Source organism: Flavivirga spongiicola (genome assembly GCF_030540825.1).
In the GTDB taxonomy this organism is placed as follows: Bacteria; Bacteroidota; Bacteroidia; order Flavobacteriales; family Flavobacteriaceae; genus Flavivirga; species Flavivirga spongiicola.
Genome location: NZ_JAUOEO010000001.1, coordinates 1,446,188 through 1,458,419, shown reverse-complemented (window position 1 = coordinate 1,458,419; position 12,232 = coordinate 1,446,188). Strand labels below are relative to the sequence as shown.

Below are 12,232 nucleotides of genomic sequence, written 5' to 3'. Positions count from 1 at the left end.
GTATTATGGAAAACACAAGTATTACACAATTAGTTGAATCATGGATTAATGTAACTCCAGATGTTAGATTTCGCGAAGCACCAGAAGGTAAAAAACAAGCAGTTGCCCGTGGCAATATGCTAGGCAGTGACACTAGTGATCCTGATTCAGAAGGATCAGCAATTTATACTGAATCACAAAACCTACCTACAGCAGTGGCAAGTATATTGAGTCATGTACAGGATCGCGCAGATTTTCATCCAACAAGCTTATCGACTGAGCAATTGGCGGTCTATTTTCAAGATTATATAAAGGAAGTGGACAAAACACCATTTTTTGCACTCTTTAAAAATGAGAAAACCAAGAGTAAGTATGAATCTAAGAATTACAATGTGTTAATTGATCAAATCGTTAGTCTTTATGAAGGTATTAGCAAATCTGACGAAAATGCCATGAAAGAAAGTATCTCTAACATGGCAAAATCTGTATTTAGTAAGGAGACTAAAGAGGATTGGAAAAATATATTTTCGCAATCAACTATAGATATGTCTAATCCACTTCAGCCACGAATTTTTATTTATTATACGACACTTCATATGAAATATGTGAAAGGTAAATCGGAAGTTAATCTTCAGGAATTTGAAGTGAATAGAACTGAATATGTAATTCTTCCAGATTTAATAAGAGCCTATGCTAATAAGCTAACAGCCTTGGATAAAAAGTCTGTAGACGATTGGATGGGAGATGCAACATCCCCAGAGCGTAAAGGAGCAAAATTATGTTTTGATCCTTTAGCAACATCTTATGCTTAATGTAGAGTAATTAAAAAAAGCACTTATTGAATCCATTGGAAGATCTAGGTGCTTTTTCTGTTTAATCACAAAAATTAATTAGCTATTAATAGTTTAAGAATAATACATAACTTCTAAAATCAAACAATCATGAAATGTAGAAATTTAAAACATAAAGTATCCATTGATAAAAGTAAAGGATATAATGGTGTTTACTTAACAAAGAACAGTATTTACTGTGATTCGTATTCTTACTATAGATCTCCTAACGAAAAAGATGAATACAATACGCATTTCACAATTTTTCCAACCGATAAAGGAAATGGGGAATTTAAAAAGTTTCATATTTCACTTAATTTTTCAAAAACAGGTATTTCTAATGGAAAAATATTTTATGTAAAAGGAGTTTGTACTGGCATTGACGACAAAAATTTGACAAAAGAAGAAAAAGTCAAATTTGAAAAGATATTTAAAGAGAAAAAGGAAATATTCAATGAAATTGCACAGCAATTTTGGAATAAGGTACAAGAAGTAGGTAAGAGTTATGTGCGCTTTAATAATGATACTAAAGAGTACGCATATAAAAAACATATTCAGCAAATAAAGAAAAAAGTTGAAGATGAGCTTTTAAGTAGAGAAGGAGTTACTGCTGTTGATATAGACTATAAAGTCAAGGGAGGCGTGAAATCTAATGAGTTGGCTATAATTGTATTTGTAAAAAATAAACATGAAGTACCTTCTAAACTTGAGATTCCTAAAACCATTCAAGGTATAAAAACAGATGTTTGGGAAGGTGATTTTTCTGCTTATGTACATACTCAAAAAGCAAACCCGCAAACTATTAAAGAGGTTCTTGTTGATCCTATAGCGAACCCTATAATTGGAGGTGTTTCTGTTGGTCCTTTTGATCGGGATATTTATGGTACCTTGGGGTTAGTGCTAGATACAGATTTCGGAATAAAAATGCTAATAAGCAGTACGCATGTTTTGGCTTCCGGGCCACATACCAAGCAAGGCGACCCAATGAGTCAACCCGCGCTTCCTTTAGGAGGGCATTACCCTGAATCTTTAGCAGGCTCATATTACATGGGGTTTATTGGTCAGCCACATAATATTGATGCTTCACTAGCAACAATCCCTATTAGAAATGCAGAAAGTAAAACGATTCAAGGTCTTGGTAATACAAGAGGACACGATGTTACTTTTCCAGGAGACGATGTGGCAAAATATGGAAGAACGACTCAATTTACATCTGGTAAAGTTGTTAGCGATACGTTTACTTGCGTTATAAATTATCAGAATTTTGGCCCGATGACCTATTATAATCAGCTTAGGATTCAATCTAATAACCCTTACAATCCATTTTCTCAACCAGGTGACTCTGGGTCTATGATTGTTAATGAAGATATGGAAGTCGTAGGAATGCTCATGGGAGGCGGACAATCCAATAGTGGACAATATCATACAATAGCGAATCCCATAGGTGATATTATAAGAACATTTGAAGCAAATGGAATACGATTTATATAAAAGTAGATTTAAATTCAGTTCAAAAATTGTGAAAGGCTTTGCTGATTTTCTATGAGAAAGATAGCGGAGCTTTTTGTTTTGACATCTTTCTTCTATAACATGTGACTTTTTATTTTGTCTTGTGTCTTATTGTTATACTTATATTATAAAAACCTAATAAGATGGCAAAATTTGAAATTTACAAAGATAAAAGAGGAGAATTTAGATTTAGATTAAAAGCAGGTAATGGCCAAAGTATTCTAGCTAGTGAAGGTTATGCAGCAAAATCTGGTTGTACTAACGGTATTGAATCTGTTAGAAAAAACTCAAAAGATGATTCAAGATATGACCGTTTAGAATCTAAAGGAGGAAGCCCTTATTTTAACTTAAAAGCTACAAATGGACAGGTTATAGGAACCAGTGAAATGTATTCATCTACAAGTGCTATGGAGAATGGAATTGCTTCAGTAAAGAAGAATGCTTCAGAATCCTCAGTTGAAGATTTATCTTAGATAATAAGTAATCTACTCATAATTGATTGTTTAGGGCTACAAGAAAATTGTAGCTCTTTTTTGTTTTATAAGAATTCTTAATTTTCTATTTCGTCAAAATATTATAAACAACATAACAAATAATACATATTACAGGGTTTAGATTAACATATTAATTTTTTGATTATAAATAGATTGTGATTTTGTGTGAATTTATTTATTAAATTTGAAATACAGAAATAATAGTGAATTATAGACATTGTTCTATAAATCCAGGATATTTTAACTTAATATATTCAGTTATGAAAAACATTGTAATACTTGCAATTATTTTAATTTCGACTTTTTCTTATGCCCAAAGCGATAAGAGAGACACGAAGTTTGTTTATGGTGAAAAAGGGCTTGAACCTAGGCATTTTACTGTGGATATAAAAGGAGTGGACAGAAAAGAGTTGCTCTCAAAGGCTATAGACTGGTTTAATGAAAAATATGGATACTCAAAGAGTCACCATGATAAAACTGGCAAGACTGGTAAAACAGAAACAGGCAAAACAGGTAAAATTCTTAGTGACAATGATATTTATGAAGATGATGATTATGAGGAAGATGAAATAGATTTAAGTGGAAAGGCAAAGAAAAGTGAAAAACTTCGTTTTTATGGTTTTACAGATAATGCCATTTGTTTTGGTGCAGGGGATAATTACAGCTGTGAGGGACTGGAATATATTATCGAGTTAAGGTTTAGAGATGGTGATTATAGGTTTAAACCCTTAAAATTGACTTATAGAACAGCCACAAGTAAAAACAAACAAACTATAAGCTTAAAGAAACATAAGTTTCATTCCAAAGATGGAAAAATAAAGGAAGGTTATGAAAAAGTTTCATCACAAATAGAGGCGTTCCTTAACAGTTTAAATAAGAGTATTTTAAACTATTTAACAGATAAAGAACAGGAAGACGAACGGTAGTTTTTAGTTGATTTTTAGATTATGCCTAATATTAGGTGATATTTAGGGTTTAAACATGGTCGCATTAAAATTATAAATTTGATTCTATTCAAACCGAAAGGGTTCATTAAATATCTTAACCTCGGTTGAGTTTTTTATTTTACAAAAAAACGATTTAAAACAACCCATTTATTTCTGCATCAATAGTATTTATAACACTTCCTAAATCTTCTGGATTATCTACAAAATTTAAATTGTCAACGTCTATAATTAATAGTTTTCCTTTGGTATAACCATGAATCCAGGCTTCGTAGCGCTCATTCAATCGACTTAAATAATCAATACTAATTGAGTTTTCGTAATCACGACCACGTTTATGTATTTGAGATACCAAATTAGGAATAGAACTGCGTAAATAAATTAACACATCTGGACCTTGAACCAAGGATTCCATTAAATCAAACAGCGATCTATAGTTTTCGTAATCACGATTTGTCATTAAACCCATAGCATGTAGATTAGGCGCAAAAATATGAGCATCTTCATAAATGGTTCTATCCTGAATAATGTCTTTCCCGCTTTGACGAATTTGCAATACTTGACTAAATCTACTATTTAAAAAGTACACTTGTAAATTGAAACTCCAGCGTTCCATTTGGTTATAAAAATCATCTAAATAAGGATTGTCTACAACATCTTCCAGTTGAGCTTCCCATTTATAATGTTTTGCTAATAGTTTTGTGAGAGTGGTCTTTCCGGCACCAATATTTCCAGCAATAGCAATATGCATAATTTTTAGTCAATTTTTATTTTGAACTCGTGTAGGATTTCGTTTGCGTAAATATACAAGGTTTCATTGGTTACAAAAAACTCATTTACTAATAAATTTGGTATAGAAATTGGAATGGTGGTCTCACTATCCTTTTTCAAGTAAACTAGTGAGTCTTTCTTTTTTAAAATGATATCTCCGTTATTTTCAGCCAGTTCTGTGTATTCGTTGTTTTTTGTTTTCTTAATCAAGCTTCCAAAATAATTGTAAGTATATAAATAGTTTTGTGTGAGTAAATAACAAAAATTGTAATTACTTTTTAAATCTAAAATAGCACTTTGAATGGGCAGAGTTTGAGCACGAGTAGTTCGCGTTTTATAATCAAAAAGTTCTAATTTTTGATTGTCTTGATTAAAAATCCATATCGTATTATCATGCCCTGTAGAAACATGCGTTACATTTTTATATTTAGGAAGTGCATTAAAATCAATTTTGAATATTTCTGCTAATCGGTTGTCAAGAATTATAATAGTATTAAAATCTTTATAAAATATATTGATTTTTAAAGGATTAAAAGCGTTTGCGGTTGTTATGTTACCAAGCTGTAAGTTATTATAAGTAATGGTTTTATTAGCCTCTTTTTTATTAAAGACATTATTGTTTATAAAGTATGTGGTGCCAAAATTATCAATAGTAATTAACTGGCAGGGTTTAAAATCTGTTTTTTTTATAAATGAAGTTTCAATTGCCTTTTGAGCATATATTGAATAAGATAGAAGAAGTAAGAGATAGATTGTATATTTCATGTCAGTTTGAAAAATACAAAAACCTTACCACTTTTCAACAAATTAATTTATAACCAAATCCGCGAACATTAATAATTTGTATAGTCTCGTCCTGATTTAACTTTTTACGAAGTTTAGTAATAAATACATCCATACTACGGGCATTAAAAAAATCATCATTTCCCCAGAGTTTATTTAGAATTAAAGAGCGATCTAAAACTTGATTTTTGTTTTTTATTAAATGAAATAATAGATGTGCTTCTCGATGTGTTAATTGTTTGTTTTCCTGTTTTTTAAATTGAAGTGTTTGTTTGGTGAAATTGAATGTGTAGCTTCCAATTTGTAATAATTCTGATGTTTTTTGAAGTTTTGCTCTATGAAGTAGATTGTTAATTCTAACAATTAACTCTTCCATGCTAAAGGGTTTTTTCAAATAATCATTTCCCCCTATAGAAAAACCTTCAACAACATCTTGTGTTTGAGACTTTGCCGTTAAAAATATTATAGGAATACTGTCGTCTGTAGCTCTAATGTCTTTAGCTAATGAAAAACCATCTTTTTTTGGCATCATAACATCTAGAACTAATAATTCCGGGTTCGAGTTTTTATAAACTTCAAAGGCAGTTTCGCCATTATTACATAGTAAAACTTCAAATTGCCTTGTTTCTAAACTCTCTTTAATTATCTGTCCTAAAGCGGGTTCATCCTCAGCCAAAAGTATAGTCGTATGTTTATTCATTTGGAAGGTGTATTTTAAACGTTGTAAGATTGTTATCTAAATCTAATTGAATCGAACCACCATGCTTTTCTACGATTTTTTTAGTATAATATAATCCAATACCAAACCCCTTTACATCATGGGTATTTCCCTTAGGGATGCGATAAAACTTTTCGAAAATTTTGTCTTTAGTTGCTTTTGTGAGTGAATTTCCAGAATCGGAAATAGAAATTGTAACTGTAGACAAATTTTGAGCTAAATCAATAATAATAGAATGGCCGCCATATTTAATAGCATTATCTAAAATGTTATTGATAGCGTTTTCAAAATGAAATACATCTAAATTAGCCATTATGGATTTGGATGAAGGATGATAGGTGATCGTTTTTACTTCGGTTTGCATTTTATGTTTTTCAACAATAGAGAGTAATATCTCTGCTACATTATAAGTTTCCTTTTTTAGTTCTAAACTTTCACTATCTAAAGTCGCAGTTTCAAGAAGTTTTTCAACCATGATGTTAAGCTTAGATAATTGACTACTGGACATGTCTAAATAGGTTTTAGTCTTTTCTTTATTATCAATAACATTAAAGTTTTTGATACTTTCTAATGCCACCCCTATAGTGGCGATAGGGGTTTTAAATTCGTGTGTTATGTTGCTTATTAAATCATTTTTTACTTCGGCTAATTGCTTTTGTTGTTTAATGATTTTTAAAAGATAGAATAAGCAGCTTATAACGGCTAATACAAGTAATGTAGAAATAAGAATGCTTGTTAAAATACGCTTTAAAATAATTTTGGTTTCATTGGAAAAATGAATTTTCAGATCACTATGGCTTGGTAGAAAAGTAGATTTTGAAGATAGTACCAAAGACCCTTTTTTAATAGGGTTTTTAGCAAATTGCTCGGTATTAGTGATGCTATTTTTATAAGATAATCTGTAATTAATTTTTAGCTTTTTTCTATTAAAGTCGTTGCGCAATAAACTGTCAATTTTGTTTAATTGTAAAGAATCATGTGTCATAGAAATTAAAACTTTAGAAGTGAGCATCTTAAAGTTATTTATGTGTGAAACTTCCATAGCTGAATCTATAGGTTTTTTTAAGATGATTCTATTTGTAAGTTTCCCTCTTTTTGTGACATCTTTAAAAACATATTCAACTAAACTATCGGACTCCAAATCTTTTAATAAAGAAAGTTCCTCATTCAATTCAATGTCTAATGAGTCTAATTTAGAAATGTTACTTGTAAATACTTCGATATCGTTGGCGATGCTGTCTAAAAGATATTCATTGGGAGATATGTCTTCATTAAGCCCTCTATCAAAAGCAAATGCTAATGTGTTTGTTTCGGCAAGATTTGCAAAATAAGTCTCAATAGCATTATCTAAACTTGTTTGTACGCTATTAATTAATTGTTGCTTACTAGCAAGATAGTTTTTGTAGTTCCAATACACTTGAACGCTTATAGTACTTAGTATAACAAATACTATGATATATAAAATCCATCGATACCTTAAGTCATTCATAGTACCAAAAGTAAAGGTTAAAACCTTATAAAACGAATCGGTTAACACACGTTAACACTGGTTAACTATTATATTTTAAATGAAGAGTCACATTTGTAGCATTAATCATTAAATCGAATTAAAATGAAACAGTTATTAGTTGTATTGCTAGCATTTTTATTTTCTAACAGCACCGTTGCTCAAGATTTTCAGGGAATTGCTACTTACAAAACAAAAAGACAATTAGATGTTAAACTAGATAGTACACAAATGAATTCTGAAATGCATCAACGTATGATAGCGATGCTAAAAAAGCAATTTGAGAAAACCTATATCTTAACTTTTAATAAGGAAGCGTCTATTTATAAAGAAGATGAAAAACTCGAAGCACCACAAACGGCAGGTGTGCAGATGCTATTTGTATCTGCTGATGGATCGGATATTTTATATCGAAATATAAAAGAAAATCGATTTACATCTCAGAATGAGGTGTTTGGTAAAATATTTCTAATTAAAGATGTGCTTAAAAAAGAAGACTGGACCTTAGAAAGCGAGACAAAAAATATTGGTGATTATACTTGTTATAAAGCAACTACAAAACGTGTGGTTGAAGTTGTAGAAAGTGGGATTAGTGTTAATGGGGATAAAGACTTAGATGCCGGGCAAGAGGAAGAACCGCAAATGGAGGAAATAACAATTACGGCATGGTATACACTTCAAATACCTGTAAATACTGGTCCAGCTGGATATTATGGCCTTCCGGGGTTGATTTTAGAAGTACATGATGGTCAGGAAACTATTATATGTAGCAAGGTGGTCTTAAACCCAAAAAATAAAGTAGCCATAAAAGAACCAACTAAAGGCAAAGAGATCACTCAGGAAAAATTTGAAGAAGTTGTTGAAAAAAGAATGCAGGAAGAAAGAGAGCGTTACAATCCAGATAGAAATAGTGGTGACAGTGAAAGAATAGAAATTAGAATTGGTGGTTAGTTTTAAGAATTATTTAACAGTTTAGGGATTAAACTAAACAGGATGGTTTTAGTCAAATTAAAATTGAATCGTAGGCTAAATAACCTAACTAAAATATTCTGTTATAATGAATACAAATTCTATAAGATTAGCAACTTTTGTTTTTTTGCTTTTAATGACTTCCATGTCATTTGCTCAAAAAGACTTTCAGGGAAAGGCATATTATCAAACTAAAACAACTCTGGATATGAGTAGGTTTGAAGGAAGACAAATAAGTGAAGATCAAAAAAAACGTATTTCAGAGCGCATGAAAAGCATGTTTGAAAAAACATATATTCTAACGTTTAATCAAATAGAATCTATTTATAAGGAGGAGGAAAAACTTGAAGCCCCTGGTGCTCGAACTGGGCGTTGGAGAGGTATGATGAGCAGTTTCACGGCAGGCGATCAATATAAAAATGTCAAAGAGCAAACATTATTACAAGACCAAGAGTTTTTTGGGAAGCAATTTTTGATTAAAGATTCCTTACCGCAATTAAAATGGGTTATGGGCAGTGAAACAAAGCAAATAGGGAAGTATACCTGTTTTAAGGCAACAGCTGCAAAAAAGAATACTGATTTTGATTTCAATAGCTTTAGAAGACCTCCGAATAGAGAAGGAAATACTGAGAAAGATTCTACTCAGACAAAAAACCTTTCTACAAAAGAAGAAAACCCTAATCTTGTTGAGGTAGTGGTATGGTATACCCCTCAAATTCCGATAAATCAAGGTCCGGGGGAGTATTGGGGGCTACCAGGTTTAATTTTAGAAGTTAATGAAGGGAGAACCACTATTTTATGTTCTAAAATTATTATGAATCCAGAAGAGAAAGGAGTCATTAAAGCGCCATCAAAAGGAAAAGAAGTATCAAAAGAAGCATACCATGCTATAGTAAAAAAGAAAACCGAAGAAATGCGAGAAAACTTTAGTAGAGGAGGTGGTCGTCCAGGTGGAAGAAGAAGGTAGTTTGCATAAATATATAATCAATCAAAAAATATTTAATGAAATTTAAAATAACCATGTTACTCTTTCTGGTAACAAGTTCGCTTCTTGCTCAAATCAGGCTGGAAGGTGTCGTAAAAGATAGTATAGGGAACCCTTTTGAGTTAGCTAATGTTGTTGCTATAAATCAAAAAACAAATGCTTTAGATTCTTATGGAATTACAAATGATCAGGGGCGCTATAAACTTAGTTTGAAAAAGAATACAGCATATAAAATTCAAGTGAGTTATATCGGTACAAAAAAGAGTGAAGAACTATTAGAAACTAAAGAGGAAACGATCACTAAAGACTTCATATTGGAGTATGATAATACTTTAGATGAAATAGAATTAGTTTACGAAATGCCAGTGACTATAAAAGGAGATACAATTATTTATAACGCAGATTCTTTTAATCGAGGTACAGAAAGGAAATTAGAAGACGTACTTGAAAATTTACCAGGTGTAGAAATTAATGATGATGGAGACGTAGAAGTAGAAGGTAAAGTAGTCTCTAAAGTGATGGTTGAAGGGAAAGATTTTTTTGATGGTGATTCAAAGCTAGCTACAAAAAACATTCCATCGAATGCAGTAGACAAGGTAGAAGTACTTAAAAACTATGCAGAGGTTGGGCAATTAAGGGGGGTTACCAATAATCAAGATAATATTGCCATAAATATTAAATTAAAAGAAGGGAAGAAGAATTTTTGGTTTGGTAACATTACAGCAGGAGGAGGAACTGCAAATGAGAATGAATTGTATTTGTTTCAACCAAAATTGTTTTATTACAGTCCAGAATATAGTATCAATGTAATTACAGATTTAAATAATTTAGGAGAAATTGCCTTTACGCGGCGCGATTATTTCAATTTTACGGGTGGGTTTAGAGGTCCAAGTCGTCAAAGCGGAACCAATATTAATTTAGGGAGTAATAACCTCGGATTTTTAACAACACAGAATAATAGAGCAAAAGATATTAACACCAAATTTGGAGCAGCAAATTTTAGCTGGTCCCCTAATAAATCTTTAGACTTAAGTGGTTTTACTATTTTTTCTAATAGTAAAACAGAATTACAAGAAAATAGAGATGTGCAATATACAAACCCGGATCTTGGTATTCCAGAAGAAAGCACGAGAAATAATACGATTCAACGTAGTGATTTGGGCATGATAAAACTATCTGGCAAGTATAAGCCTAATGCTAATAATCAATTAGATTATGATATTTTAGGTCGCGTATCAAAAGAATCACAAGACCAAGGGTTTTTCTCATCTGTTATTGGGGATATTAATCAGTTAGAAAAATCAAGTCCTTATAGTATTAATCAGAATTTAAACTATTACTATACACTAGACGACACTAACATTTTTGCATTAGAAATTCAGCATTTGCTACAGGACGAAGATCCCTTTTATAATGCTATTTTAGAAGATAAAGTTAATTATGATGACACCGCGAATAATTTAGGTTTAGATGGCGCACAACTAGATTATAATATAGCACAAGATAAACGAGTTAAGTCGAACCAAACAGATGCAAAATTAGATTATTGGAATATCTTAAATAATAAAAGTGATATTAATTTCACTTTAGGAACCATATTAAGCAGCCAAAAATTCGACTCTAATATTTTTCAGTTTTTAGATGATGGTTCCCAATTTAACCCAACACCAACCATTAATGGTGGTATAGACACAAACACTATTAAGTATGATTTTAGTGATGTGTATTTAGGTGTACACTATAGGTTGAAGTCAGGTATTTTTACATTTACGCCAGGTTTTTCAGCACATGCTTACAGTGCGAAAAACACGCAATTTAATAATCAGGTAACCGATAATTTTTTTAGATTACTACCGGATTTTAATATGAGAATGCAACTTAAAAAGAGTGAGCAAATTGTTTTAAACTATGGAATGCGAACGCAGTTTACAGATGTGTCTAAATTTGCAAGTGGTTTGGTACTTAATAATTATAATGCTTTGTTTTCTGGTAATCCGGATCTGGAAAGTGCCTTATCTCATAATGTAAATTTGTCCTATTTTAGTTTTAATATGTTTAATTATACGAATGTGTTTGCTAATATTAATTATAACAAAAGCATAGATAATATAAGAAACACATCTATTTTTGAACCCGGAAGTGTGATACGGGTTAGTTCACCATTTAATTCGGGCTTTGCAGACGAAAGTTTAAGTGCCAGTGGAAGGTTTGAACGTACCTTTGGAAAATTAAAGGCGAATGTGAGAGGTAATTTTAACTATTCAAAATATAACCAGTTTATACAGAACGAACAGTCTGTAAATGAAAGTTTTTCACAAACGTATAGAGCAGGGTTACGGACTAATTTCAGAAAAGCACCCAATATTGATATTGGATATCGTTATAGCATTCAAGATAACAACCAAGGCGCTAATAATACGAAGTTCTTTACAAAGGCACCTTCAATAGAAGTTGATGCGCTTATATTAAAATCTTTTACATTCAGAACAGACTATACCTATAATGATTTTAGTGATGCATCAGGCACTATAAATAGTTATGAGTTTTTAAATGCGTCCTTATCTTATCGAAAAAATAAAGATGCTAAGCTTGAGTATGAAATAAAAGCAACAAATTTATTTGATACGAAGTCGCAGAATAATAGTAGTACAAGTAATATATCTGTAAGTGCAACAGAATATTACATTCAACCATTGTTTTTATCATTTAGGTTACGTTACGAGTTGTAAAAAAATATAGAATT

11 protein-coding genes are annotated in these 12,232 nt (G+C 31.3%); 7 read left to right on the top strand and 4 right to left on the bottom strand.

Features of this window, described 5'->3' with window-relative positions:
- Nucleotides 1–5: 5 nt before the first annotated feature.
- The 4 genes from Q4Q47_RS05540 to Q4Q47_RS05525 all read left to right on the top strand — a co-directional run bounded on the left by Q4Q47_RS05540 (nucleotide 6) and on the right by Q4Q47_RS05525 (nucleotide 3,738).
- The gene (locus tag Q4Q47_RS05540; protein ID WP_303305656.1) at nucleotides 6–791 is read left to right on the top strand and encodes a hypothetical protein; all 786 of its coding nucleotides are present in this window, start codon (nucleotides 6–8) and stop codon (nucleotides 789–791) included.
- Between the two features lie 129 nt (nucleotides 792–920).
- Nucleotides 921–2,300: a chymotrypsin family serine protease gene (locus Q4Q47_RS05535; protein WP_303305655.1), complete on the top strand. Its 1,380-nt coding sequence runs from the start codon at nucleotides 921–923 to the stop codon at nucleotides 2,298–2,300.
- A gap of 161 nt (nucleotides 2,301–2,461) precedes the next feature.
- Entirely contained in the window at nucleotides 2,462–2,791 is a 330-nt protein-coding gene (locus Q4Q47_RS05530) for a YegP family protein (protein ID WP_303305654.1), read from the top strand.
- Nucleotides 2,792–3,072: 281 nt separating this feature from the next.
- Nucleotides 3,073–3,738, top strand: a complete 666-nt coding sequence (locus tag Q4Q47_RS05525; protein WP_303305653.1) for a hypothetical protein — start codon at nucleotides 3,073–3,075, stop codon at nucleotides 3,736–3,738.
- A gap of 154 nt (nucleotides 3,739–3,892) precedes the next feature.
- Here Q4Q47_RS05525 and Q4Q47_RS05520 read toward each other — a convergent pair whose 3' ends face one another.
- From Q4Q47_RS05520 to Q4Q47_RS05505, 4 genes are read right to left on the bottom strand one after another with little or no spacing between them, the layout of a single operon-like run.
- Nucleotides 3,893–4,507: a deoxynucleoside kinase gene (locus Q4Q47_RS05520; RefSeq protein WP_303305652.1), complete on the bottom strand. Its 615-nt coding sequence runs from the start codon at nucleotides 4,505–4,507 to the stop codon at nucleotides 3,893–3,895.
- Between the two features lie 5 nt (nucleotides 4,508–4,512).
- Entirely contained in the window at nucleotides 4,513–5,292 is a 780-nt protein-coding gene (locus tag Q4Q47_RS05515; protein ID WP_303305651.1) for a hypothetical protein, read from the bottom strand.
- Nucleotides 5,293–5,326: 34 nt separating this feature from the next.
- On the bottom strand, nucleotides 5,327–6,010 hold the full coding sequence (locus Q4Q47_RS05510) for a response regulator transcription factor (RefSeq protein WP_303305650.1): 684 nt from the start codon (nucleotides 6,008–6,010) through the stop codon (nucleotides 5,327–5,329).
- A complete protein-coding gene (locus Q4Q47_RS05505; protein ID WP_303305649.1) occupies nucleotides 6,003–7,517 on the bottom strand; it encodes a sensor histidine kinase in 1,515 nt (504 codons plus the stop codon). The genes Q4Q47_RS05510 and Q4Q47_RS05505 overlap by 8 nt, the downstream gene beginning before the upstream one ends.
- A 123-nt stretch (nucleotides 7,518–7,640) precedes the next feature.
- Between Q4Q47_RS05505 and Q4Q47_RS05500 the strand changes: the two genes are divergently transcribed.
- The 3 genes from Q4Q47_RS05500 (at nucleotide 7,641) to Q4Q47_RS05490 (ending at nucleotide 12,218) form a co-directional block, all read left to right on the top strand.
- Nucleotides 7,641–8,486 carry a GLPGLI family protein gene (locus Q4Q47_RS05500; protein ID WP_303305648.1) on the top strand — a complete coding sequence of 282 codons (846 nt, stop codon included), beginning with the start codon at nucleotides 7,641–7,643 and terminating at the stop codon, nucleotides 8,484–8,486.
- 106 nt (nucleotides 8,487–8,592) lie between these two features.
- A complete protein-coding gene (locus Q4Q47_RS05495) occupies nucleotides 8,593–9,471 on the top strand; it encodes a GLPGLI family protein (RefSeq protein ID WP_303305647.1) in 879 nt (292 codons plus the stop codon).
- A 35-nt stretch (nucleotides 9,472–9,506) separates the two neighbouring features.
- Complete coding sequence (locus Q4Q47_RS05490) at nucleotides 9,507–12,218, top strand: TonB-dependent receptor (RefSeq protein WP_303305646.1); 2,712 nt, start codon at nucleotides 9,507–9,509, stop codon at nucleotides 12,216–12,218.
- Nucleotides 12,219–12,232: the final 14 nt, after the last annotated feature.

Bases quoted from the DNA above. Each gene is read 5' to 3' on its own strand.
- Q4Q47_RS05490 (WP_303305646.1), top strand. From the start codon at position 9,507: ATGAAATTTAAAATAACCATGTTACTCTTTCTGGTAACAAGTTCGCTT.
- Q4Q47_RS05495 (WP_303305647.1), top strand. From the start codon at position 8,593: ATGAATACAAATTCTATAAGATTAGCAACTTTTGTTTTTTTGCTTTTA.
- Q4Q47_RS05515 (WP_303305651.1), bottom strand. From the start codon at position 5,292: ATGAAATATACAATCTATCTCTTACTTCTTCTATCTTATTCAATATAT.
- Q4Q47_RS05520 (WP_303305652.1), bottom strand. From the start codon at position 4,507: ATGCATATTGCTATTGCTGGAAATATTGGTGCCGGAAAGACCACTCTC.
- Q4Q47_RS05540 (WP_303305656.1), top strand. From the start codon at position 6: ATGGAAAACACAAGTATTACACAATTAGTTGAATCATGGATTAATGTA.
- Q4Q47_RS05535 (WP_303305655.1), top strand. From the start codon at position 921: ATGAAATGTAGAAATTTAAAACATAAAGTATCCATTGATAAAAGTAAA.
- Q4Q47_RS05500 (WP_303305648.1), top strand. From the start codon at position 7,641: ATGAAACAGTTATTAGTTGTATTGCTAGCATTTTTATTTTCTAACAGC.
- Q4Q47_RS05505 (WP_303305649.1), bottom strand. From the start codon at position 7,517: ATGAATGACTTAAGGTATCGATGGATTTTATATATCATAGTATTTGTT.
- Q4Q47_RS05510 (WP_303305650.1), bottom strand. From the start codon at position 6,010: ATGAATAAACATACGACTATACTTTTGGCTGAGGATGAACCCGCTTTA.
- Q4Q47_RS05525 (WP_303305653.1), top strand. From the start codon at position 3,073: ATGAAAAACATTGTAATACTTGCAATTATTTTAATTTCGACTTTTTCT.
- Q4Q47_RS05530 (WP_303305654.1), top strand. From the start codon at position 2,462: ATGGCAAAATTTGAAATTTACAAAGATAAAAGAGGAGAATTTAGATTT.